Source organism: Streptomyces sulphureus DSM 40104, assembly GCF_000381025.1.
Classification (GTDB): Bacteria; Actinomycetota; Actinomycetes; order Streptomycetales; family Streptomycetaceae; genus Streptomyces; species Streptomyces sulphureus.
Genome location: NZ_KB905819.1, coordinates 148,074 through 170,890, shown reverse-complemented (window position 1 = coordinate 170,890; position 22,817 = coordinate 148,074). Strand labels below are relative to the sequence as shown.

At 73.2% G+C, this 22,817-nt stretch carries 18 protein-coding genes and 1 pseudogene; 9 read left to right on the top strand and 10 right to left on the bottom strand.

Annotated elements, in window-relative coordinates; all coding sequences use genetic code 11:
* The first annotated feature begins 1 nt into the window (after nt 1).
* On the top strand, nt 2–727 hold the full coding sequence (locus F603_RS0120060) for an ABC transporter permease subunit (RefSeq protein WP_019547765.1): 726 nt from the start codon (nt 2–4) through the stop codon (nt 725–727).
* Between the two features lie 604 nt (nt 728–1,331).
* On the opposite strand, the gene F603_RS32460 is transcribed toward F603_RS0120060, so the two are convergent.
* Nucleotides 1,332–1,910: a GntR family transcriptional regulator gene (locus tag F603_RS32460; RefSeq protein WP_245600833.1), complete on the bottom strand. Its 579-nt coding sequence runs from the start codon at nt 1,908–1,910 to the stop codon at nt 1,332–1,334.
* Nucleotides 1,911–2,211: 301 nt separating this feature from the next.
* On the opposite strand from F603_RS32460, the gene F603_RS0120050 reads away from it, so the two are divergent.
* Nucleotides 2,212–2,715, top strand: a complete 504-nt coding sequence (locus F603_RS0120050) for a hypothetical protein (protein ID WP_019547763.1) — start codon at nt 2,212–2,214, stop codon at nt 2,713–2,715.
* A 498-nt stretch (nt 2,716–3,213) separates the two neighbouring features.
* Here F603_RS0120050 and F603_RS0120045 read toward each other — a convergent pair whose 3' ends face one another.
* Nucleotides 3,214–3,954, bottom strand: a complete 741-nt coding sequence (locus tag F603_RS0120045; protein WP_019547762.1) for a FadR/GntR family transcriptional regulator — start codon at nt 3,952–3,954, stop codon at nt 3,214–3,216.
* A 201-nt stretch (nt 3,955–4,155) separates the two neighbouring features.
* On the opposite strand from F603_RS0120045, the gene F603_RS0120040 reads away from it, so the two are divergent.
* From F603_RS0120040 to F603_RS0120030, 3 genes are all read left to right on the top strand, one after another.
* On the top strand, nt 4,156–4,542 hold the full coding sequence (locus F603_RS0120040; RefSeq protein ID WP_019547761.1) for an ArsR/SmtB family transcription factor: 387 nt from the start codon (nt 4,156–4,158) through the stop codon (nt 4,540–4,542).
* On the top strand, nt 4,526–7,447 hold the full coding sequence (gene mgtA, locus F603_RS0120035) for a magnesium-translocating P-type ATPase (RefSeq protein WP_019547760.1): 2,922 nt from the start codon (nt 4,526–4,528) through the stop codon (nt 7,445–7,447). The genes F603_RS0120040 and mgtA overlap by 17 nt, the downstream gene beginning before the upstream one ends.
* A gap of 217 nt (nt 7,448–7,664) precedes the next feature.
* The gene (locus F603_RS0120030) at nt 7,665–8,519 is read left to right on the top strand and encodes a hypothetical protein (RefSeq protein ID WP_019547759.1); all 855 of its coding nucleotides are present in this window, start codon (nt 7,665–7,667) and stop codon (nt 8,517–8,519) included.
* An 877-nt stretch (nt 8,520–9,396) separates the two neighbouring features.
* Here the strand turns inward: F603_RS0120030 and F603_RS0120025 are convergent.
* Nucleotides 9,397–9,858 (bottom strand): VOC family protein, encoded by a 462-nt coding sequence (locus F603_RS0120025; RefSeq protein WP_019547758.1) that lies wholly within the window; start codon nt 9,856–9,858, stop codon nt 9,397–9,399.
* 365 nt (nt 9,859–10,223) lie between these two features.
* Between F603_RS0120025 and F603_RS0120020 the strand changes: the two genes are divergently transcribed.
* Nucleotides 10,224–10,799 (top strand): TerD family protein, encoded by a 576-nt coding sequence (locus F603_RS0120020; protein WP_016906297.1) that lies wholly within the window; start codon nt 10,224–10,226, stop codon nt 10,797–10,799.
* Nucleotides 10,800–11,366: 567 nt separating this feature from the next.
* On the opposite strand, the gene F603_RS35945 is transcribed toward F603_RS0120020, so the two are convergent.
* On the bottom strand, nt 11,367–12,167 hold the full coding sequence (locus tag F603_RS35945; RefSeq protein WP_483855293.1) for an NsdA family TPR-like regulatory protein: 801 nt from the start codon (nt 12,165–12,167) through the stop codon (nt 11,367–11,369).
* A gap of 283 nt (nt 12,168–12,450) precedes the next feature.
* Nucleotides 12,451–12,618: pseudogene (locus F603_RS35940) on the bottom strand (transcriptional regulator); the annotation flags it as partial.
* A 150-nt stretch (nt 12,619–12,768) separates the two neighbouring features.
* Here F603_RS35940 and F603_RS0120010 point away from each other — a divergent pair.
* Nucleotides 12,769–13,185, top strand: coding sequence for an ATP-binding protein (locus F603_RS0120010; protein WP_019547756.1), 417 nt, complete (start codon nt 12,769–12,771; stop codon nt 13,183–13,185).
* A gap of 125 nt (nt 13,186–13,310) precedes the next feature.
* Here F603_RS0120010 and F603_RS0120005 read toward each other — a convergent pair whose 3' ends face one another.
* From F603_RS0120005 to F603_RS0119995, 3 genes are all read right to left on the bottom strand, one after another.
* On the bottom strand, nt 13,311–15,161 hold the full coding sequence (locus F603_RS0120005; protein WP_019547755.1) for a glycoside hydrolase family 15 protein: 1,851 nt from the start codon (nt 15,159–15,161) through the stop codon (nt 13,311–13,313).
* 619 nt (nt 15,162–15,780) lie between these two features.
* Nucleotides 15,781–18,105 carry a glycoside hydrolase family 3 C-terminal domain-containing protein gene (locus F603_RS0120000; protein WP_019547754.1) on the bottom strand — a complete coding sequence of 775 codons (2,325 nt, stop codon included), beginning with the start codon at nt 18,103–18,105 and terminating at the stop codon, nt 15,781–15,783.
* A 68-nt stretch (nt 18,106–18,173) separates the two neighbouring features.
* Nucleotides 18,174–18,506 (bottom strand): hypothetical protein, encoded by a 333-nt coding sequence (locus F603_RS0119995; protein WP_019547753.1) that lies wholly within the window; start codon nt 18,504–18,506, stop codon nt 18,174–18,176.
* Nucleotides 18,507–18,715: 209 nt separating this feature from the next.
* Between F603_RS0119995 and F603_RS0119990 the strand changes: the two genes are divergently transcribed.
* On the top strand, nt 18,716–19,933 hold the full coding sequence (locus tag F603_RS0119990) for a carboxylate-amine ligase (protein ID WP_019547752.1): 1,218 nt from the start codon (nt 18,716–18,718) through the stop codon (nt 19,931–19,933).
* On the opposite strand, the gene F603_RS0119985 is transcribed toward F603_RS0119990, so the two are convergent.
* Complete coding sequence (locus tag F603_RS0119985; RefSeq protein WP_019547751.1) at nt 19,930–21,162, bottom strand: FUSC family protein; 1,233 nt, start codon at nt 21,160–21,162, stop codon at nt 19,930–19,932. The genes F603_RS0119990 and F603_RS0119985 overlap by 4 nt on opposite strands.
* A gap of 24 nt (nt 21,163–21,186) precedes the next feature.
* Nucleotides 21,187–22,080 carry a SigB/SigF/SigG family RNA polymerase sigma factor gene (locus F603_RS0119980; RefSeq protein WP_026328573.1) on the bottom strand — a complete coding sequence of 298 codons (894 nt, stop codon included), beginning with the start codon at nt 22,078–22,080 and terminating at the stop codon, nt 21,187–21,189.
* 275 nt (nt 22,081–22,355) lie between these two features.
* Between F603_RS0119980 and F603_RS0119975 the strand changes: the two genes are divergently transcribed.
* Complete coding sequence (locus F603_RS0119975; RefSeq protein ID WP_245600832.1) at nt 22,356–22,772, top strand: DUF5133 domain-containing protein; 417 nt, start codon at nt 22,356–22,358, stop codon at nt 22,770–22,772.
* The last annotated feature ends 45 nt before the right edge of the window (nt 22,773–22,817 follow it).

Genomic DNA, 22,817 nt, shown 5'->3' with positions numbered 1-22,817 from the left:
GATGTTCGACCCCACCGTCGCCCGGCTCACCTACCGAGGTCTCCTCGGACGCCGCCGGGTGCTCCTGCTCAGCGGGCTGCCACTGCTCCTGCTGGTGATCGCGGCGCTGGTGCGCGCCACCGTCGGCGCGGACGACGCCGTCACCGCCAATCTCCTCACGGGCTTCGGCGTCGCCACGATGGTGCCGCTGATCGGCGTGATCGCCGGAACCGGCGCGATAGCACCGGAGATCGAGGACGGCTCCGTTCTCTACCTCCTCGCGAAACCGCTGAAGCGACCGACGATCATCGTCAGCAAGCTGATCGTGGCGATAGGTGTCTCGGTCGCCTTCACGGCGGTGCCGATGCTCCTCGCGGGTTTCGTACTCAACGGCAACAGCGGGCAGTTGGCCGTGGCGTTCGCCGTCGCCTCCGCCCTCGCCTCGATCGCCTACAGCGCGCTCTTCCTGCTGCTCGGCACCGTGACCAGGCACGCCGTCGTCATCGGCCTCGTGTACGCGCTCATCTGGGAGGCGCTCGTCGGGAGCGTCGTGCCGGGGGCGCGCGTGCTCAGCGTCCAGCAGTGGGGGCTCTCCCTCGCCGAGCGGATCGCCGCCGACGGTACGGGGGTCAGCTCCAGCGTCGGCCCCGTCGCCGGTGTCGTGCTGCTTCTGGTCGTCACGGTTCTCGGCGGCTGGTTCGCCGGTCGCAAGCTGCGGACGCTCAGCCCCCAGGCCGGGGAGGCGTGAGGGCGCGCATCCGTCGACGCCCGTCGACCAACGGCCGGACGCGGGCGCGCCCTTCGGGCCCGCGTCCGGCGGAATGCCGCACGACCGACGCCGCCGGGGAGAAGGCCCGCGTCAGCAGCCGCGCACCTCGGGCCCGGCTCAACCCGCCATGGGGCGAGGCGAGTTGAGTCGCAGCGCACTGCGATAGCCACCGGCCGCACGGCAACAAGGCGACGAGCCCGCTTGCGTCCTGCTGTGACTCGGATCAGCGCCGACGCACCGGGAGAGCCCCACCGCCTCTGCCGTCCCAAGGGAGCGGAACCCTCGGTCCCGGCCCAAGCCGTCGGCGGCCAAGGCGCGTTACACCCCGCACCGCACGTCCAGCCCGGGGAACCAGCGAGGCGACAAGGCCGCGGCGTTCCGCAATACGTCGCCAAGGCCACGGACATCCGCACGTCCGGCCAGGCCGAGTTGGACGCCGTCGACCACGCTCAACCATCACCCGGGCAGCACCCATGGCTGTCGCGCCCCCTGCGCTCACCTCCCGAACAGCGGTGACGCGCCGACCACTTCGACGCGCCGATCCCCCACCGGCACGACTTGCGCGCCGGCCACCGGCCTACGGCTACGCTCCCTGTTCCTCGTCGAAGACGCGGAGAAAGGGCCGGTTCGACCCGATGATGTGCTCCTCGAGCATGCGAGCGCTCTCCTCGACGTCCCCGGTGCGGAGTACCTCGACGAGAGCCCGGTGGTCCTGGAGGAACTGTTCCAGCGCTCCCGTGCGGCCGGTCTGGAGCGCCAGGTGCATACGGATGCGCATGTGGATGGCCTCCCACATGGTCCGGACGGCCTCGGAATCGGCAGCGCCCACGATCAAGGCGTGAAATCGGATGTCGGCGTCGTTGAAGGCTTCGACGTTCTCGCCGGCCACCGCCTGCTGCATATCGTCCAGCACCCGGTCGAAGCGCTCGAAGTAGGCGGCGTCATAGCTTTCCAGGGCGGTGCGCAGAGCGAACTGCTCCACCTGTACGCGCACCGGCAGCAGGAGGTTCTCCACCTCCTCCCGCGAGACCGACGCCACCTCCGAGCCCTTGTAAGGGACGGAGACGATCAGCCCCTGGGACTCCAGGACCAGCATCGCTTCACGCACCACCGAACGGCTGGTGCCGTACTCATTGGCGAACATCTGTTCAGTCAGGCGCATCTTGGGTCCGAGCTCGCCGGAGAGGATCTTCGACCGGATCTCCGCCGCGGCCGGTCTTTCATCGAGACCTGGACGAACTTGGCCATGCGGTGACCTCCTGGGGTTGAGTTGATTACCCACCGCCGATTGTCGACACTGAGACCCGGTCGACCGTTGCCGTCGGGGCCAGGGGCCGGAGCCGGTGCCCGCCGGCCGGATGGCGACAAGGCGGCCTCCCCGGGCGCGGGCCGGAGCGGAAGACCGCTCCCCGGCCACGGCGATGCGAACGCCCTGAGGGGAACACCGCGAGGAAGGGACCGAGATGCAAATAGCCTGGAAGTTCGGACAACTGGCGATCACGGCCGAGGAGATCGACTTCGTGGACCCGGCCGAGACGGGTCCGAACGTCCGGGAGCGAGGACTGCGGATCGAGTTCCGCGTCGTACACGAACGGCAGGAGGGCAGCATCTACGCTTCTGACCGCTGGACGCTGGAGCCGGCGTTCTGCCGTCTCGATCTGCTGGAGTCCGGGCCGGGGCGCGGCGATCGCATTCACTGGCACCCGGCCGTCGAGGACGGTGAACCAGGAGACCGCGTATTCGACTCCGCCCTGACGGCTGACCCCGTCGCCTGGATACGGGAACAGCTCCAGGACCTCCCTGCTTTCCTTCGGCGCACCGGCCAGCCCGACCTTGCAATCGACCGGGAGAGCCTGGACGCCGAACTGGACGGCGTCATCGACTGGCTCCGAAACGCCCTCAGCCACTCGCGGCGCCCGTGGCCCACCGCTTCTCACGGCGAGCGGGGACTCGCTCTGAAGTCCTGAAGGACCGCCCTGCCAGGGCTCCAAAAAACCTGGCCCCCGGACTGACCTGCCGGCCGCCGCATCAGGGAAGAGGACGGGCGGTGTCCCAACGAAGCCCGGACGCCCGCACGGCGTGACGTCGTCACATCGCCTCGTCAGCCGACTCCGGACGTGCAGCCCGACCAGGACGAGCAGTCCGTCGCCACGGCCGACGCCGGTGCTGCCGGTGCTGCCGGTGCCGAAGACTCGGTGACGGCGCGCATGAGGCGCGCAGACAGGTCATGGGGCGGCGCACATCGTCCAGCCTGTTCGTGGCCGCCGCCGGGAAGCCGAGCCCGGTCGACAACGGAGCAGCCGGACAGTCGTGATCGGAGTCGGCTACGCACACCGAAGCGCCTCGGCTCTTGCGACTCGTGCGGAGAACCGGACGCAAAGTCGCGCCACCACGACGGCCCGGCTCAACCGAAGGACGTCAGCCGCACCGGAGTTGAGCGCCCGTCGACCGGGCCGCGCGCTGGCTCACGCCGTCCCACCGTCGAGCAGCTCGTCCACCGCCCGCCGCGGCTCCTCCAGCACGTCCCGCATCGCCCGCTCCGCACGCTCGGGGTCTCCGGCCTCGATCGCCTCCAGCACCGCCGCGTGGTCGTGCGGTGCGAGCGGGGACGTCTGTTCGTCGCGGAGCGACGGGAGGCGGGCGTCACGGAGCGAGGTGAGGAAGGCGTCGCGCACGGAGCCGCTCAGCCACCGGTACGTGGCACTGAGCGCGACGTTGTGCGCCGACTCGACGAGTGCGACGTGGAACGCGGTGTCCTGCTCGGCGAAGAGCTCGTACTGCCCCGCCCCGGGGCGCTGTTCGGCGTCGGCGTACGTCCCCAGCGCGGCGAGCGCCTCGCGCATCCGCGCGATGTCGGCCGGCTGCCTGCGTGTGGCGGCCAGGCGTGCGGCCTCGGTCTCCAGCGCGACACGGAGTTCCAACACGTCGCGTACGCCGGCCCGTTGGACGCTCCGCATCACCTCGCCCGCGTCGGAGGCCGAGACGACGAAGGTGCCCTCGCCCTGCCGCGACCGCAGCATCCCGGCGTGGACGAGGACGCGTACGGCCTCCCTGACGGTGTTCCGACCGACCTGGAGCTGTTCGGCGAGGGCGTGCTCGGTGGGTATGCGCTCGCCCACCTCCCATTCGCCGTCGGCGAGTTGGTCGCGCAGTTGAGCGACGACCGTGTCGACGAGGGACTGCCGTCCCGCGGCACGCAGTACCACCCGGACTCCTCTCACGCAGCAGCGAGCCGCCCCGGCGGGCGCCCCCTTCAATTGCCCAGTCATCCTACAACTCCCGGCCAGCTCCCCCGATGCCTACACTGAGCGTCACCAGGGCGGGGCAGCGGTCCGGGAGAGGCTTCCGGGGGCAACGGCGCCGAGGCAGCAGCCGCAGCGTCGCCGGTCGGGAGAGGTGGGGTTGCGGTGGCGGCGCAGAACGGCGGCTTCGACGGACCGACGAGCGCCCAGTACGGCGACCCGTCCAGCGAAGTGCTCGCCGAGGCGGCGGCCGCTTTCGGGCTCCTCGCCTCCCCCGCCCGCCTCCATCTCGTCTGGGCGCTCGCCCAGCACGAGTCCGACGTGAGCCACCTCGCACAGCGCGTCGGCGGCACCCTCCCCGCCGTCAGCCAGCATCTCGCCAAACTGAAGCTTGCCGGGCTCGTACGCTCCCGGCGCGAGGGGCGCCGAGTGGTGTACCTCGTCGACGACCCGGACGTCGTGACCCTCGTCCGCTGGCTCGTCGGGCGGCTGAGCGAACGCGGCGGCCACGGAATTGAAGCGCCGGGGACCGCACATGGCCTCGGAGCCTGACCACCGCACCAGGCCGAGACAGCGCCTCCCGAGCCGCGGAACGGACTCCGCACCGCGCTCCCTGCCCGTGCCCGACGGCGCCGCGGCCCCGCCGCGGACGGCACCGGACCCCGCCACGGCCGGCACCTCCCTCGAAGCACTCCGCCACCTGGGCTCAGGGCCCCGCGGTCTCCACGAGGCCGCAGCGGAAGGGCGGTTGACGCACTGGGGCGAGAACGCGCTCCCCGACCGCGAGACCCCTTCGTGGCCGCGGCGGCTGCTGCTGGCGCTGCGCGACCCCTTCGCCGCGGTGCTGCTCACGCTCGCCGTCGTCTCGGCGGCCGTCGCCTCGTGGGGGACGGCGTGCACCATCTCGCTGCTGGTGCTCGTCGGTTCGGGGCTGCGGGCAGCGGGCGAGCACCGCGCCGACCGCTCGACGTCGAGGTTGCGCGAACTCCTCGCCGCCACCGCCACCGTGCAGCGCCGAGCCACGGAGGGCGCGCCGTCCGCCGTGCGGGAGATCCCCGTCGACGAGCTCGTGCCCGGCGACGTCGTCCGCCTCGCTCCCGGCGACGCGGTCCCCGCCGACCTCCGCCTGCTGCGCGCCTCCGGGCTCACGGTGCGGCAGTCGGCGCTGACGGGCGAGTCGGCGCCGGTCCCCAAGTACCCGGTGGAGGAGCCCGATCGGGACCGCGGGCCGTTCGAAGGGCCGCATCTGTGCTTCCAGGGCAGCAGCGTCGCCGCCGGTACGGGGCAGGGCGTCGTCGTGGCGACGGGGGCGCGCACCCGCTTCGCGTCCGCCTACCGCCGGCAGCGGCGGCGGGGCGGCGGGGCCTTCGACCGGGCGGTGAGCCAAGTCGCGTGGATGCTCATGCGGTTCATGCTGCTGCTGCCGCCCGCCGCCCTCCTCGTCGACGCGCTGCTGCGTGGACGGGGCCTCGCCACGCTGCCGTTCGCGGTCGCCGTGGCCGTCGCGCTGACGCCCGAGATGCTTCCCGTCGTCGTCTCGACGGCGCTGTCGCGGGGCGCGGCGCGGCTGGCCGGGGACGGCGAGGTGCTCGTCAAACGCCTTCCCGCGCTCCACGACCTCGGCGCGGCCGAGGTCCTCTGCACCGACAAGACCGGCACGCTCACCCAGGGCCGCCCCGTCCTCGACTCCTCGGTGGACGGGACGGGCGCCGCCGAACCGCTCGTCGCCCACTGGGCCGCCGTCAACAGCCTGTGGACGCTCCAACTGGCCGACGCGCCCCGTCCGGACGCACTCGACGAGGCGCTGCTGGAGGCGGCGGAGGAGGCCGCTCCCGAGTCCGCCTCGCCGTGGGCGTACGAGGGCGTCGACGCATTGCCGCTCGACCCGGCGCACCGCAGCGCCTGCGCCGTGGTGCGCACGCCTCAGCGCGCCGGCTTCCACACGCTCGTCAGCAAAGGCGCCCCGGAGCAGATCCTGGAGCGCTGCACCGGCCTGCGCCTCCCCGACGGCACCGAGCGCCCTCTCGACGAGCGGGAGCGCGATCAACTCCGGCGCCGCGCCGTCGACTTCGGGGGCGACGGGCTGCGGGTTCTCGCCGTGGCGGCGGCGGAGCGCCCGGCACGGACGACGCGGTACACCCGGGCCGACGAGCGCGGCCTGACCCTCCTCGGCTACGTCGGCCTCCGCGACGCACCCGACCCCTCCGCCGGGGAGGCGCTCGCCGAACTCGGGGCCCTCGGCGTCTCCGTGAAGCTCCTCACCGGCGATCACCCCGGCACCGCGGCGCGAGCGGCACGCGACCTCGGTCTCGCCGCGCACGGGCCCGCGCACCCCGCGACACAGGAGTTCGGCAATGCGGGCGCCCGCTTCCCGGTCCTCACCGGCGACGCGACGGACCGCCTCGACGACGCCCAACTCGCCGACGCCGCCGAGCGTACCGACGTCTTCGCGCGGTGCACGCCCGAGCAGAAGGCCCGCGTCGTCACCGCGCTGCGCGCTCGGGGGCGCACGACGGCGTACCTGGGGGACGGAGTGAACGACCTGCCCGCACTCCAGTCGGCGGACGTCGGCCTCGCCCCGCGCGACGCGGCACCCGTGGCGCGCGAGGCGGCGGACATCGTGGTGGCCGTCGGTGCAGCGAAGGACCTCACCGCCGTCACCGGGGCCGTCACGGTGGGGAGGCGGTGCGGGGCCAACCTCGGTGCGTACTTGAGAGCCGTCCTCTCCTCCAACCTCGGCAACGTGCTGGCGATGCTCGTCGCCGGGCTCCTCCTGCCGTTCCTGCCGATGTTCCCCGCGCAGGTCCTCGTCCAGAACCTCTGCTTCGACGCCGCCCAGCTCGCCTTCGCCTTCGACCGGCCGGCGCCCGCGTCGCTGCGGAGGCCCACGGCGCTGCGCCCGCGCGAACTCCTCGGCTTCGTCGCGGGTTTCGGCCTGCTCAACGCCGTCGCCGACCTCGCCACCTTCGCGGTGCTCGCACTCGCCGTGCACGGGGCGCTGGGACCGGGCGGGCAGGACGAGTTCCACGCCGGCTGGTTCACGGAGAACCTGCTCACCCAAGCGCTCGTCATCCTCCTGCTGCGGACGGGGCGCGCGGCGTACGCGCCGGGGTGCGGTGCCGTGCCGCGCCCCGTGCTCGCGGCCGTCGCCGGACTCTCCTGCGTCGGCGTGGTGCTGCCGCTCTCGCCGCTCGCCTCGCCGCTCGGCATGACGGGGCTGCCGCCGCTGTACTACGCGCTGCTGGTCCCGGTGCTCGGGCTCTACGCCGTCGCTCTCGTCGTGGCCCGGCGCCGGTACGAAAGACGGCGCGAACTCGCCGCGTACGGCGGTGAATTCGGCCACCCCGCACACCGGGACGTCGCAGAGCGCGACGCCGCCGGAGCGGCGGACAGGACGGCGTCGCCGCGCTTCGCCGCAGGTGAGGAACGGTCACACCCGGGTAGGGATGTCGCGTGAAGGCGACGAGCCGGCAATCCACCCGACCGAGCGTGACCAACTCGCTTTAGGGATTGCGCAATACGGGAAATAGAATGGCGAGTGCAGCACCGTTCACGCTCGCCCGCCGGAGCGGCTCCCCGCCGGCCGGTCGAGGAGGCGGAGCGGTGCACGCACCACCGCCCGCAGCAAGGCCGCCGGGCGTACGCACGCCGTTCCACTGCAACCGGGGGTGTCCATGGACCGCGCCAACCGTCTCAAGGCGGAGGACAGGCCGGAGTTCGAGAGGGTACTCGACGAGGCGATCGGTTCCGAGGAGGTCGAATCCCTCCTCGACGCTCCCGAAACCCGCCTGGACGCCCGCAGGTTGCGTGCCCGCGCGCTCCGCGCGACCGACTCCGTGGCAGCACCGGCCGCCCCCGAGTACCGCGCCTACCTCACCCGCAGGCGCCCCCGCCCCGCCCGCTCCGGCATCCCCCGCCGCAGACACCCCGACGAGCCGCACACCCCCTGGACTCCTCGCGCCGTCCTCCAGGCGCTCGGCGCCATCGTCCCCTCGCTCGCCGCCGTCGCCGCGCTGGTCTTCCTCGCGGGCGGCTACGGCCTCCGGATACTCAGCGAACCCCCGCCGCTCGCCGACGGGTTGGTCACGGCGGGCTGGACGACGCTGGTGGTGGCGCTCGTCGCGCTGCTCGCGGCCCTCGTGGGCGTCGCCGTCGGGGCGCTGCGGAACCGCCCGCTCCACCGGCACGGCCCCGTCTCCCCCGAGGCGGCGCAGGCGGAGGAGGAGGCACGCGAGGCGTGGCTCACCGCTCTTCGGGACCGCGGCGTCCTCCCCTACCTGCGCAAACAGCTCAAGCCCGGCGGCAGCCCGCGACCCAACTCCGGTGACGCGCCCGCCCGTTCGACCCCGGCTTCCACGGGCGTTACGCTCCCGCCGCAGCGCGGCGCCGGAACCACCGAACAGGAGGACGCCCGCACCGAGGACGACCCCGGATACGCCGCGCCCGACTTCTCCAGCCCCGACTTCGCCACCCCGGGCTTCCGCAGTCCGCGGAGCGCCCCGGGGGACTCGGAGCGGACGTCGGACTGAGACCGGGACGCCTTGCCTGGCTGCCGCTCGGCGGGGCGGCGCGTCGTGGTTCTCCGGGAGTGGGCACGCGGAGGCGCGGCCGCGAGGTGAGCCGGGGGGCGGACCTACGTCGTCGGCGGCCACGTGCGGTTCCGTCGGGGGCGGCACCCCGCGTCCCCCACCGCGGCATCCCGTGTCCCGAAGTTTGGCGTTCAGCACCCGACATCCTCCGTCCCCACGGTCTGCGTCCCACGCCGGTGTCCAGCGTGACGCGTCCACCGCCCAAGGTCGGGCATGCGGCATTCCACGTCCGGCATGACGCGCCCGGCGTCCGCGTTCGACGCCCGGCACTCCTGCGTCTCGTGTCCTGCACCCGACACCCGAACGTTCTGCATCCGGCGTCCCGCGTCCGATGCCCGCCGTCCGGCGCCCAATGCCTGGCACGTGGCATTCCATGTCCGGCGCCACACGCCCGGGACCCCGCGTAGCCATGTCCGGCACCCCGCATCCGAACGTCCCACGTCCGCACGTCCGGCATCCCGCACTCCGCATTGCGATGTCCGGCATGCAGCATTCCCCGCCCGGCGCCGCCGCGCCAGCGTCCGGCATCCCGCGTCCGACGCCCGGCGTCCGTCGCCCCATGTCCGGCAACCGGCATCAGACAGCCGACAGCCAGCGTCCGCCAATCCCGCATCCGCCGCCCGCCATTCAGAGTCCGGCGCCACGCACCCCGCATCCACGTGTCCGGCGTGCGACGCCCGCGACCTGCGCCCCACCTCCGGTGCAGGGCCACCGACACCACGCGCCTGGCCCCCAGCACCAACCCCCAGCAGCCCGCCCGAAGTTGCCCCCCCTCCGCCGGACCTCGCGCGGCTGCCCTTGACCCGGCGGCGCTGCCTCAGTGCACGCAGAACTCGTTGCCCTCAGGGTCCGTCATCACCGTCCAACTCCCCGCCGGCTCCGCGACGTTCGCCTCGACGCGGGCGCCGAGGGCGCGGAGGCGCTCCACCTCCGGCTCGCGTGCGCCTTCGGGGCCGTGAAGGTCGATGTGGAGGCGGTTCCTCGCGGTCTTCTCCGGCAGTGGGACGCGGTTGAAGAGCAGGCGGCGGCCGAGTCCTGTGTCGCTCTCCGGGTCGTACGGGTCCGTGGGGTGGCGTACCGCGGCGGCGTCCCGCCAGGCGTCGCGGTCCCGGTGGCGGAGCACCAGTTCCTGGGTGATCGCGCCGAGTCCGAGGAGCTTGCCGATGAGGAGGCTGTGGTCCTCGAAGGTGTAGTGGAGGGCGGCAGCCCAGAACTCGGCCTGCGCATGCGGATCGCGGGCGTCGAGGACGAGCTTCCAGTGGACGGGTTCCCGAGTCATGCGCACAGTTATAGGCCCAGGCACTGACATCGGCGTCGCTCTGGAACACACAGCTACGGAACCCCCGCGGGCTGCCCGGAGCAAACGAGAGTCGGCCCCCGACCTTCGCGCGTCTGCGGCACGACGTCGTTCCCCCGGCAGTGCACGACCGAACCGACCTGCCTGCTGTGCGAGTTCAGCCGCAGGGTCGTCGCGCGATCCGTGCGGAGCGGAACCCGCCGGTCAGTTGCAGTTAAGTGATTGCGCAATCTTGGAACTCCCTGTGCGCCCGGCCCGTTCACCGGACAGCAGCACACCACCCCGCGCACCACCCGCACCGCACGCGGGACGGTCCGCGGCGGCAGAGAAGCAGTGGAGGTATACCCATGGGTGTGACCCTGTCCAAGGGCGGCAACGTCTCGCTGAGCAAGGAGGCCCCCGGGCTCACCGCCGTCATGGTGGGTCTCGGCTGGGAGGTCCGCACCACCACGGGTGCCGACTACGACCTCGACGCCTCCGCACTCCTCTGCGACGCGGCCGGCAAGGTCCCCAGCGACCAGCACTTCGTCTTCTTCAACAACCTGCGCAGCCCCGAGGGTTCGGTGGTGCACTCCGGCGACGACCTCACCGGCGGCAGCGGCGGGGACGACGAGCAGATCCAGGTCGACCTCTCCCAGGTGCCGGCCGAGGTCGAAAAGGTCGTCTTCCCCGTCTCGATCTACGACGCCGAAGAACGCAACCAGAGCTTCGGCCAGGTCCGCAACGCCTTCATCCGCGTCGTCAACAGCGCCGACGGCTCCGAACTCGCCCGCTACGACCTCACGGAGGACGCGGCGACGGAGACCGCGATGGTCTTCGGCGAGCTCTACCGCCACGGCGCCGAGTGGAAGTTCCGCGCCGTCGGCCAGGGCTACGCCTCCGGACTCGCAGGCATCGCCCAGGACTTCGGCGTCAACGTCTGAAACCGCTCGCGCGGCCCGGCGCCACCGTTCGGGCCGCGCCACAGCACTGCCCGCCTGCGCCTCCGGTGAGGGTGGATGCTCCTCGACGACGCGGCGCAACGACTCGCCCGCCCCCACCAACTCGCCGCAACACGAGCGCTGTTGCTCCGACCCTGTGCCTCTCCGGTCGCCGCCCGCCCACAATCCGTCGGCCGTAGGGCCGAGCCCCACCCGCCCCACCACGCAGAACCCTCTGAACCGGGGCGCAGCTACATGCCGCGACTCACTGACCCGGCGTATCAGCCCTTCAGGGGCGTTGCGTGAACGGCGGTCCCCGAAGCGCCCTTCGGCGCGTGCGCGGGGCCACCCTGTCCGCTCGGCGGGCCGCCTCCTGACCGGCAGCAGCGAAGTTCAGGTGTCCGACGCCGGCTTCGATCGTGGAGTGGCGCAGCGTCTTTCCTCGTGAGGAGCGCACCGCCGCCCGCGTGGATCAGGGTCGCGGTGTCACGTGACGGAAGTCGCGGAGAGGTTGGGTGACCCCTCGCGGACGCTGTACGCGAACGAGGCGTAGGCAAGGGAGCTGTGCAATCACGTGAGCAACAAGTGCCCGTAATCAGCCAGCACTTCGCGCGCCTCGGGTACCTCCTCGTGTCCCTTCAATCGGTGCAGGACCGTACGGGTCCGCTTCGCCGTGCGCTCCGAGGAAAGATCCCCGGACGTGTCGATGACGCGGCGGGCCTCTTCGGCGGCCTGCTCGGGCTCGTTGGCGTCGGCCAGTGCAACGGCCAGCCACGAGCGGTACAGCGCGACCTCCCGGGCGTGCGTGGCGTCATACCGTCCCAGCACGTCCTGAAGCAGCGGCACCGCGCGCAGCGGGCGGCGCAGCTCGGTGAACACCCGGGCGTCCATGACCTCGAGCTCCTCGCGGTTCACCCAGTACGCCCACGTCGGTGCCGGAGGGCCATCCGTGGTGTCCAGGGCGGCGTGCGCCTCCCCGAGCGCCCGTAGAGCCGGTTGTGCCTCCCCTGCACGCGTATGCGCCCACGCCACGCGATCGAGGAACAGGGCGCGCGTCGTGGCCGGAGCGTCCGGCCCGGCCTCCGCAACGGCCGCCTTCGCCAACTCCAGGCCCTCCCGCTCTCGGCCGCTGTTCGTGAGGTGGTAGCCGAGGCTGCCCGCGAGCTGTGCCACCAACGGCGCGTCCCCGGCCTGGCGGGCGGCCGAGAGCCCGAGCCGGTAGGCGTGCTCCGCGTCCTCCCCCCCGACCGGCGTCCGAGGCGATCCACCCTGCGATCTGCGCCAACTCCCCGACCTGCACCAGCAGTCCGCGCCCCGTCTCCTCGGAATGCTCGGACTCGCGGTACAGCCGGACGGCGGCGCGCAGCTCACGGAATGCGGGGGCGATCAGGTCCCCACCGGACAGAACGTCGTCCGCGAGCCGGAGGCCGTGCACTCGGGCCGCCAGACCCTCGACGGTGGTGGCACCGATCCGACGGCCGCAGAGCGCCGCCGGGGGCTTCAGCGCGTCCCCGTCGGGCAGCAGGTCCGCGAGGGTGGACGCGACCCGGGGCAGTCCTGCCTGGGCGTATCCCCGGGCGTACGCGGCTGCTTGCTCCAGCTCACGCAGCGGCACGCCGAGTACCCGGGCGAAGGTGGGCAGCCACACGTCCGGGATGCGCTCCCCGCGCTCCCACCGGGAGACCTCGTTCCGCGTGATCGACCGGGCGCCGGACACGGCGCACAGCACGGCGGCGAGCTGCCGTTGCGAGCGGTCGGAATGCCGCCGCAGACCGGCGAGGTAGGCGCCGAACTCGCGGCGTCGGTCGGCGGTGTCGCTCATGGCGGCCCCTTTCGTGGCCAGTGTGGCCCCTCCCCGGCCCCCTGGTTGGCTCCTCCGCGTGATCACGCCCCCCGGTTACTTGAACGCGAAGCGCCCCGGCGACCGCGCGAACGGCCCCGGGGCTGGCCGATCTGAAGGAAGCAGACCGACGTGCCGCAACCTGCAACCCGAGCCCGTCAGTCCGGGCACCCCAGGTACAGCGAGACCCTGCTCCGCCGGCCGGAAAGCACCGCGACCGCGCGGCGCCTGGTTCATGCAGCCTGTTCCGTCTGGGGGCTGAACGACTTGGCCGAGGACGGGGCGCTGCTCGTCTCCGAGCTGGTGGCCAACGCCGTGCAGTACGCACGGCGGGATTCCATCCGAGTCGTCGTCGACCGCCCCGACGCCGCGCGCGTGCGGGTCGGCGTCGCGGACCTCTCCAGGGCGCGGCCGGTGAAGCGCGAAGCGGACAACAACGGAGAGGGCGGGCGCGGCCTGCGTCTCCGCGCGGCGTTGGCCGCCGACTGGGGCACAGATGAGCAGCGCTGGGGCAAGAGCGTATGGGCGGACCTCGAAAGGCGCGGCTGACGGGAGAGCCCCCGGCCGCAGTGCGGTCGCGCCACCTCCTCAACTTCACGAGGTCCAACGGCGGTCGTGACCAACCACCGCCCCCGCCGACCCCTGGTCGGTCTTCGTCGCACACGTCGACGCACTCAGGTGCAGGGCCCGCGGAGGGGCCGGCTGAGTGTCCCCTCCGCCTGGCCGATGGCGTGGGCCGCGTTGATGAGGCCGATGTGGCTGAACGCCTGGGGGTAGTTGCCCAGGAGGGAGCCGGTGTCGGCGTCGACCTGTTCGGCGAGGAGGCCGAGGTCGTTGGCGTAGGAGGCGGCGCGTTCGAAGACGGTGCGGGCCTCCTCGACGCGGCCGGCGAGCGCCTGGGCCTGGGCGAGCCAGAACGTGCAGAGGAGGAAGCTGCCCTCGCTGCCCTCCAGGCCGTCGACGGGTGCCGCGCTGCGGTATCTGCGGACGAGTCCTGAGCCCGCGTCCGTGAGGTGTGCGGCCACGGCGTCGATCGTGGCGAGAGCGCGCTCGTCGGTCGGCGGCAGGAAGCCGGAGATCGGCAGCATCAGTGCGGAGGCGTCGAGCTCCGTCGAGCCGAAGTACTGCGTGAACGCGCCGGTCCGGCTGTTCCAGCCGTGCTCGAGGATCGCCTCCCGGATCTCCTCGCGGTCGCGCTTCCATTCCTCGACGCGATGGTGCGCGCCGATGCGGTCGGCGAGGCGCAGGGCGCGGTCGAGGGCGACCCAGCACATGAGCTTGGAGTGGACGAAGTGCTGTGCGGGGCCGCGCACTTCCCAGATCCCGTGGTCGGGCGTGCGCCACTCCTCGGCTGCCGTGTCGGCGAGCGAGATGAGGAAGGCGTGCTGTGCGGCGTCGTCCGGGTCGAGCCGGTCGGCGAAGCGCTCGGCGCAGGCGAGGAGTTCGCCGTAGGAGTCGAGCTGCGCCTGCGTCCAGGCGGCGTTCCCCACTCGTACGGGCGCGCTGTCGCGCCATCCGGCGAGGTGCGGCAACTCCCGTTCCGTCAGGTCGCGTTCGCCGCCGATGCCGTACATGATCTGGAGGTGGGTGCGCGGCCAGTCGGTGGCCGCCGCGTCGGTCATGAAGGCGAAGAAGCCGCCCACCTCGTCGAGGCAGGCCGAGGAGCCGAGGGCGTCCATGCTCAGTGCCGCGTCCCGCACCCAGCTATAGCGGTAGTCCCAGTTCCGCACGCCGCCGACCTCCTCGGGCAGGGAGGTGGTCGCCGCTGCGACGATCGCGCCCGTCGGCTGGTAGGAGAGCGCCTGCAGGACGCGGCCCGAGGCGAGCACCTCACGGCGCCACGGTCCTCGGTAGTCCTGGTGGAGGCGGGACCAGGAGCGCCAGGCCGTCGCCGTCGCGGCGAGGTGCTCGCCGATCTCGCGCTGGCCGAGGAGGCGCGGCAGCGGGCCGTCGAGGCTTCCGGCGTGCAGCGCGAGCCGGACCGTCTCGCCCTCGGAGAGTGCGAGCACGGTACTGGCGGCGCCGTCGCCCGTGTCCAGCCCGACGGGGCTGCTCAGCGCGAGCGCCGCGGGGCCGCCGCGCGCCCGCAAACCTCCGTCGAACGCCCGCAGGACGGGCACGACGCGGCCGTACTCGGGACGCGGCCGGTACTCGACGCGGACCTCGGCGGAGCCCTTGGTGCACCGCACGGACCGGATGAGCAGGTGTTCCGCGCCCTCGCCGAGCCGGTGCGGGTCCCCGCTTCCGCCGAGTGCGAGCGCGTCCGTGAGCTCGACGGTGCCGGTCTCCGTGGTGAACTCCGTGCGCAGCACCATCGTTCCCGGCAGGTAGCGGCGTGCGGTGTGCAGGGTGCGCTCGGGGCGTACGAGCCAGTGGCCTGCGGAGTCGTCGAGGAGCCGGGCGAAGAGCGCGGGGCTGTCGAAGCGGGGGAGACAGAGCCAGTCGACGCTGCCCTCCCTGCTGACGAGCGCGGCGCCGTTCCGGTCGGAGAGGAGGCCGTACTCCTCGATCGGGGTGTCGCTCACCGGGTGCCCGCCTCTCGCTCGCTGCCTGCCCCAATCCCCCGGCTACGCACTCGCGTTGCCACGGCGCGGGGGCGCTTCCCCCGACACCCTCCCGCGTACGGCGCCGGGCGCGGGTCGCTGCCGTACGAGCGGGCTGCGGGATCACCCGTTCGTACGGTTCCGATGCGCGCTGCCGGGCGGACTCCCGCGCACGACCCAGCGCGGCAGGACGCCCCGCGCGGGCCAGGCGGGCGCGGCGAGCGTGCAAGTACACCGCAGCGGAGCCGAGTTGACCCGCTCCAGCACACCGCCTGCCGTACGCCGCCCGCGCACGAGCCCTCGAGGGGAGGCGAGCGCAGCCCCGCCTCGCCAACGCCAGACGGACACGAGGCGACGGCCGCCCCGGCAGGACCTGCCGGCAGAAGCCCGCCGAGTCCCCGACCGCCAGGCACGTCCGAAGACGACGCAAGCCCGGCCCGGCAATTCCTCCGCACACAACTCTGCCGACAGGAGCGAGACGGCAACCAGGACCGACCCCTCACGCACACGGACCCCGTCGATCGGAGGCGACGGCGCCCGGCACCGGGTCCGCCTCACGGAAAAACACCCCGACCGCCGGGCCCCGCCCCCGATTTCCGCCCTACCGCCCCTCGTTCGCCTCCCCGAGGAGCTGCTCCAACCGTTCGAGGTCCAAGGTCGCGCCGAAGAACGAGGGGAGCCTGCCGACGGGGAAGGAGGCCGCCATCTGCTGCGTCGTCGGGTCGTCGAGAAGCCCCGAGACCGCCTCCTCGCCCACGGCGGAGGCGGCGGCCCTGCGGAACGCCGGGCCCGCGACGGGGTGCGCGAGCAGTTCTCCGAGGGTGGAGTGGAGGCCGAGCGGGAGGTCGGCGTCGTCGCCCGCCAGCTCGGTGCGGGTGCTCAGCCGCAGGTCGCGGCTGGAGGCGCCGACGTCGACCGCGTGGCGACCTCCCTCGACGAGCCATCTGTCCGCCCGCGTGTCCCAGTACGCGAGGTCGGCGCGCCGTACCCGCAGCTCCAGCTCCCGTTCCTCGCCCGGCTCCAGGTGGACGGAGGCGAAGGCCTTCAGCTCGCGCGGCGGGCGCGCCACGCGGGAGTCCGGACGGCCGACGTAGACCTGGACGACCTCCCGACCGGCCCGCCGCCCGGTGTTGGCGACGGTGCACCGCACGAGGAGCCCGTCCGCGTCCTGCGCGACGGCGAGGTCGCGGTAGCCGAAGGTGGTGTAGGAGAGCCCGTGCCCGAAGGGGAAGGCGACGTCCGCCTGGCGCGCGTCGTACCAGCGGTATCCGACGAAGACGCCCTCGCCGTACCGCACGTGGCCGAGTTCGCCGGGGAAGTCGAGGTACGCGGGGGTGTCCTGGAGGCGGTGCGGGAGGGTCTCGGTGAGCCGCGCCGAGGGGTTGACGTCGCCGTAGAGGACGTCGACGGTCGCGGAGCCGCCCGCCTGCCCCAGCAGCCAGCCCTCCAGCAGCGCGGGCACCGCGTCGGCGAACCCGGAGACCTCGACGGCGCCGCCGTTGGAGAGCACGGCGACGGTGCGCGGGTTGACCTCCAGGACGGCGTCGAGCAGCCGGAGTTGGGGTTCGGGCAGCCGCAGGTGCGCCCTGTCGTAGCCCTCCGACTCCGCCTCCGCGGGCAGCCCGAGGAAGACGACGGCGGTGTGTGCGGAGGCGGCGGCCGTGACGGCGTTGGCGAGCAGCTCCCCCTCGTCGCTCTCGTCGCCCTCCAGCGGGAAGCCGGGGGCGAAGTCGACCTGTTCGGAGCCGAGGCGCCGGACGAACTCGTCGAGCGCCGAGTCGACCCGTGTGGGGTTGATGTGCGAGCTGCCGCCGCCCTGGTAGCGCGGAGTCCGTGCGAACTCGCCCAGCACGGCGAGGCGTTGGCCGTCCTCGGCGAGGGGGAGGAGTCCGCCCTCGTTCTTCAGCAGCACGATGCTGCGCGCTGCCGCCTCCCTCGCGAGGGCGTGGTGCGCCTGCGCGTTGTAGCCGGCTCCGGGGTCCTCCGCCGCGTGCGCCCGGCGCACAAGCCGCACGACGCGCCCCGCGGAGCGGTCGAGCGCGGACTCCTCCAACTCGCCGCTGCGGACGGCCTCCACCAACTGCGCGTCGGTACGGCCCCCACTCGACGGCATCTCCAGGTCGAGCCCGGCCGCCAGGCCCGCGACCCGGTCGTCGACGGCGCCCCAGTCGGAGACGACGAGCCCGTCGAACCCCCACTCCTCGCGCAGGACCTGCGTGAGGAGCCACGGGTGCTGCGAGGTGTAGACGCCGTTGAGCCGGTTGTAGGAGCACATCACCGTCCACGGCTGCGCCTCGGCGACCACCCGCGCGAACCCGCGCAAGTAGATCTCGCGCAACGGGCGTTCGTCGACCTCGGCGCTGATCCGAAGGCGGTCGTGCTCCTGGTTGTTGGCCGCGAAGTGCTTCAGCGAGGCCCCCACACCGCGGCTCTGCACCCCGCGCACGAACGCGGCACCGAGGGCGCCCGAGACCAGCGGGTCCTCCGAGTAGTACTCGAAGTTCCGCCCGCACAGCGGCGAGCGCTTGATGTTGATCCCCGGACCCAGCACCACGTGCACGCCCTCGGCGCGCGCCTCGTCGGCGATGGCCGCGCCGACGCGCTCCAACAGCTCGGTGTCGAGCGAGGAGCCGACACCGACCGCGGGCGGGAAGCAGGTCGCGGGGACGCTGTCGCCCGCGCCGAGGTGCTCTCCCTGTTCCGGCTGCTTCCGCAGCCCGTGCGGCCCGTCGCTCAGCGCAACGCGGGGGACGAGCAGTTCGCCACCGGGACGGGCTATCTCCTCCGTGTGCCAGAAGTCGGCGCCGCTCGTCAGCGAAGCCTTCTCGGCGAGCGTCAGCCGGGAGACGACCTCCTCGGGCGGCTCGCCCGGCTCGGGGACTGCGGACGTGTCGAGGTGCGCACCGTTGCCGTTCACGTCGGTCATACCCCGCTGGATACCCCGTCGCTGCACCCCGCGTACAGACCGCGTCGCGCGGCCGCGCCCGCCACCGGCTACTTCCTCTTGCGGCCCAGCGCCTTTTCGAGCTGCGCCTTGTTCATCCGGGAGCGCCCCTCGACGCCGCGCTGCTTCGCCTCGTTGTAGAGCTGGTCGCGGGTCGGGCTGATGGGGCCGCGGTGCGAACGCTCGCCGCCGCGCTGAGGCGCGGGCATGTCCCGGGTGGAGGTGCGGCTGCGCCGGCGGGACTCGCCGGTCTGCGCCCGCTCCTTGTTGACGGTGCGCGCCGCGATCTCCTCGGCCCTGCCTTCCGAAGTGCCGCGCTCCCGCTGGCCCTTCTTGATGTGCTCGTACTGCCGCTCACGCTTGTTGCTGGCTCCGGCCGGCATGGCGTCCCTCCTCACGTACGACTGCCGCCGCGGGTGCCACGGGGACGCGGACGGCAAACGCGTTCACTCCGGCACGTTCCCGAAGATGCCGGACGCCCCGACCTTTGCGATCGTTGCGGGGAGCGCCGCATCGCCTGGCGCCGGGACGTCCGCCGGCCGGCGCACGCCCGGGGACGGCAGCGGTGCCGGCCGGCTCCGTGGGAGGTCAGATGGCGAACGCGGCTGCACCGACGGTCGGCGTCGAGGAGGAGTTCTTCCTCGTCGACGCGGCGACCGGGCGCCTTGCGCCGTGCGCCGACCGGGTGCTGGCCCGCGTCCCCGACGGCCCGGAGTTCGCGCGCCGATCGGGCCGGCCGCTCCCCGAGTTCAAGTTCGAGCTGCTCACCACGCAGTTGGAGACGGCCTCCTCGATCTGCGGCAGCCTCGCCGAGGTCGCGGAGGACCTCCTCCTCGCCCGTCGGATGCTCGCCGACGCGGCGGCCGAAGAGGGCTCCCGCCTCGTCGCCACCGCGACGCCGTGGCTCCGCTCCCGCCCCTCCCCGCTCGCGCCCGGCGACCGCTACCGCCGCATCGCGGAGACGTACGCGAGGACGGCGGGCGACTACGAGTGCAACGGCTGCCACGTCCACGTCGCCGTCGGGGAGCGCGAACGCGCCGTCGCCGTCCTCAACCACCTCCGCCCCTGGCTCCCGACGCTCCTCGCCCTCTCCTCCAACTCCCCCTTCCGCTGCGGCACCGACACCGGGTACGGAAGCTGGCGGGCGATCGAGCAGACGCGGTTCCCCGCTGCGGGGATGCCGCCGTACGCGGCCTCGGCCGAGGCGTACGACGCCTGGATCGACCGCCTCGTCGCGTGCGGTGCGCGTATCGACGAGCGGCACAGCATGTGGCTCGCGCGCGTCTCCAACCGCTTCCCGACGGTGGAGCTGCGCGCCTCCGACAGCGCGCTCACCGTCGAGGACGCGGTGCTCCAGGCGGCGTTGGCGCGCGGCCTCGTCGTCACGGCCCTCCGCGACCTCGAACGGGGCCGCGAGGCCGTGCCGTTCGACCCGCAGGTCGGCAACACGGCGGTGTGGTCGGCGGCCCGGCACGGCGTGCGCGGCTGGGCCGTCGACGTCTACGCGCAGCGCCAGATCCCGGCGAGGCGCCTCCTCGACGCCCTCGTCCGCCACACTTCCGACGCGCTGGAGGACGCGGGGGACCTCGCGGCCGTCCAGCGGATGCTCGGCGCGGTCGTCTCCGAGGGGACGGGCGCGGAGCGCCAGCGCGCCGCGGCCGGCGGCGGGGGCACCGTCGACCCGGTGCAGGGTCACAGGCGGCTCACCGACTTCCTCGTCCACCGGACGCTGAGTCCGCCGGTGCGCGTGACCGGCGGAGGCTCCGCCGCGCCGCACGCGGGTCCGGTGCGGCGGACCGGCGGCAGCTAGCCGCCCGACGGGTGCACGGCGCCCTCCTGCCGCGCGTGGGCGAACTCGTCGACGAGCCGGTCGGCGTCGGTGAGGAGCACGCCGTACGTCGGCCAGGCGGAGGGGTCCTCGGAGCTGTCGGGTGTCGAGCGGTGGAGTTCGTCGAGGAGTTCGCGGGCGCGCGTGAGCGCGTCCTCGTAGGTGTCCTCGGCCCGCTCGTCCTGCTCGCCGTCGTGCGACGAGCCGCCGCCCTCCCGGCTCTGCTGCTGTTCGCAGAGCGCCTGGGGTGCGCCTGCCAGCGCGTCGAGGAAGTCGGCGTACCGGGAGAGGAACCCCCCGCTCGGCAGTCGCGCTTCGTCGTCGTCCATGATCCGCAGGAGCGCGTAGCTGATGCTGCGCAGGTGCTCGCCGCCGCGCGCCAGCGCCTCGACGAGCGAGCGGTACCCGCTGAACCGCTTCGGCACCGAGCGCTTGAGGAACCGCCGCGGGTTGTAGAGCACGCTCTCCGCCCCGCTCTCCACGGCGCTGCGCGCCCCCGCGACGGTGCGGTCCAACTCCCGTGCGCGGTCGAGCCAGTCGCCGACGCGCCTGCGCTCGGGCACGCCGTCCCGCAGCCCGCCCGCAACGTCGCTCAGCAGGCTGTCGAAGGCGGTGGAGAGCTGCCGGACGCCCGCGGCCGCCGTGTTGTACCGCAGCGGCGGCAGGATGAGCAGCGAGACGAGGAGACCCACGCCGGCGCCGAGCAGCGTCGTCCCCGCGATCTGCCAGACCGACGCCGAACCGCTCTGGAGCAGCGCGTTGTACGCGAAGACGGCGGCGACGGAGACCTGGACGCCCTGCGTCCCCAGCCGCCGCCACCGGCCGATCACCAGCGCGACGAGGAGCATCAGCGAGAACGTCAGGAGGTTGGGGCCGAGGAGCGGCTGCGCGGCCCCCGCCGCGAAGACGCCGAGCAGCAGGGCGCCGACGTACTGCACCGACTGCCAGATCGTCCGGTACGCCGAGGACTGCACCAGGAGCAACGCGGTGAACGGCGCGTACGTCGGCTGCGACGAACCCACCACGTACTGCGCCAGCGCCCACGCGACGATCCCTGCGAGCGCGCTTTTGACGAGGAGCAGCAGCGTCTCGCGTTCGGGTCCCGCCCTGTTCCGCACCCGCTGCACCCTGTCGACGAGGCGGGCCGCACGCTCCCGTACGTAACGCACAGGTCCCCCCTGGCCGTTCTTGTATTGCTTGGGCTCGCTCATCCGTCCCTTCCCGGCAACCGCCGCTCAGGCGGCTGCCGCTGCCGGCCCGTGGCGGCCGGCGCCCTCCTCCGCGTCCGCCGGCTGCGGACGCGCGTCCGACTCGATCTCCTCACGCACCTGTCTGCACGCGTGGCTGAGCAGCCGCGAGACGTGCATCTGCGAAATGCCGAGCAGGTCCGCTATCCGCGACTGCGTCATGTCGCAGAAGAATCGCAGGTAGAGGATGTGCTGCTCGCGTTCGGGCAGGTGGCACAGGCAGGGCCGCACCGCTTCGCGGTCGACGACGCGGTCGAAACCGTGCTCCTCGGTGCCGAGCGTCTCCAGCAGGGTGCAGCCCTCGTCCTCCGCGTTGCCCGTGGAGAGTTCGGCCTCCAGCGAGAGCGAGCTGTAGCTGCGCATCGCCTCCAGGCCGAGCTGTACGTCCTCCTCGCCGAGACCGGTCTCGGCGGCGAGTTCGGCGACGGTGGGCGAGCCGTGCCCCGGGCGGCTCGCGAACTCCTGGAGGGCGGTGCGCACGCGGTTGCGGAGCGTCTGCACCCTCCGGGGTACGTGCAGATCCCATCCGTTGTCGCGGAAGTGCCGCTTCACCTCGCCGACGATCGTGGGGATCGCGTACGACTCGAAGGCGTGCCCCCGCGCCGGGTCGTACCGCTCGACGGCCTTCACCAGGCCGAGCGCCGCGACCTGTTCGAGGTCCTCCAGGTTCTCGCCGCGGTCCCGGTAGCGGCGTGCGAGCCGGTGCGCCATGGGCAGCCAGGCGGCCGCGACCTCCTGCCGGATGCGCTCGCGGTCGGCTCCCTCGGGGAGCGCCGCGATGCGCCGGAAAGCCTCGGCGGTGTCCGGCACGTCTCGCCGCCTGCGAGTCGCTGCGCGCGGCTCCCGTGCGGGTGCCGCACTGCTGGTCGGATCGGTTTCCATTCCACGCTCACCCCCGGATCGGCTCGGGGCCGACTGGGCTGGTCGTGTCCGTACGTCGTCCACAGCCCACCATCGCAGAGTGGGAGGGTTACGGCATCCGATGGACATCGGCTCCGCCGGTGACACGAGGCACACCTACGCGCGGACGCCGGGGCGCCGTACGGCGAAGGCCGCTCGGGAGCAACGCACGTCCACGAAAAGGCGGTTGGCGGCACCCCACGGAAAGCCCCTTCCGAAAAGGCGTCTTTGCCCGATTTGATGCACACTGGCATGGCATGTGCCATACCCGCCCCGCGGGAGCCGGCCGCGGCGGAGCGGCGGGGCTCGGCACGCGCACCCGACCACGGCGGGTCGAGGACGACGCCGCCGCGTACGCCGGGCCCGCCCCGGCGCCCAGAAGACGGTGGTGGACGATGCTGAAGGCGCACCCTGCGGTTCTGCGCGAACTCGTGGGCAGGTACCTCGCGATGGAGATCCTTTCGCGCGAGGCGCACGCCCCGCACCGGCTCGCCCGACGCCTGGAGGACACCGCCTACACCCTGTGCGTCCTCACCGGCACCCGCCGCATCGAGGACGCGCTCAGAGAGGCAGCGCTCCGGGTACGCGGCGAGGCCGCACCGCGCGAACTCCCGGCGCCCGCCCGCCACCCCGCGCCCCACCGGAGGCGGAGGACGACCGCGCTGGCGGCCTGACCGCCGGCGCATCGCATGCCCGACGCACGCCCGTCCGTGCGCGGA

Excerpts from the sequence above, each read along its gene's own strand:
- F603_RS0120060 (WP_019547765.1), top strand. The coding sequence starts at position 2 with ATGTTCGACCCCACCGTCGCCCGGCTCACCTACCGAGGTCTCCTCGGA.
- F603_RS32460 (WP_245600833.1), bottom strand. The coding sequence starts at position 1,910 with ATGCGCCTGACTGAACAGATGTTCGCCAATGAGTACGGCACCAGCCGT.
- F603_RS0120050 (WP_019547763.1), top strand. The coding sequence starts at position 2,212 with ATGCAAATAGCCTGGAAGTTCGGACAACTGGCGATCACGGCCGAGGAG.
- mgtA (WP_019547760.1), top strand. The coding sequence starts at position 4,526 with ATGGCCTCGGAGCCTGACCACCGCACCAGGCCGAGACAGCGCCTCCCG.
- F603_RS0120030 (WP_019547759.1), top strand. The coding sequence starts at position 7,665 with ATGGACCGCGCCAACCGTCTCAAGGCGGAGGACAGGCCGGAGTTCGAG.
- F603_RS0120025 (WP_019547758.1), bottom strand. The coding sequence starts at position 9,858 with ATGACTCGGGAACCCGTCCACTGGAAGCTCGTCCTCGACGCCCGCGAT.
- F603_RS0120020 (WP_016906297.1), top strand. The coding sequence starts at position 10,224 with ATGGGTGTGACCCTGTCCAAGGGCGGCAACGTCTCGCTGAGCAAGGAG.
- F603_RS0120000 (WP_019547754.1), bottom strand. The coding sequence starts at position 18,105 with ATGACCGACGTGAACGGCAACGGTGCGCACCTCGACACGTCCGCAGTC.
- F603_RS0119995 (WP_019547753.1), bottom strand. The coding sequence starts at position 18,506 with ATGCCGGCCGGAGCCAGCAACAAGCGTGAGCGGCAGTACGAGCACATC.
- F603_RS0119990 (WP_019547752.1), top strand. The coding sequence starts at position 18,716 with ATGGCGAACGCGGCTGCACCGACGGTCGGCGTCGAGGAGGAGTTCTTC.
- F603_RS0119985 (WP_019547751.1), bottom strand. The coding sequence starts at position 21,162 with ATGAGCGAGCCCAAGCAATACAAGAACGGCCAGGGGGGACCTGTGCGT.
- F603_RS0119980 (WP_026328573.1), bottom strand. The coding sequence starts at position 22,080 with ATGGAAACCGATCCGACCAGCAGTGCGGCACCCGCACGGGAGCCGCGC.
- F603_RS0119975 (WP_245600832.1), top strand. The coding sequence starts at position 22,356 with ATGTGCCATACCCGCCCCGCGGGAGCCGGCCGCGGCGGAGCGGCGGGG.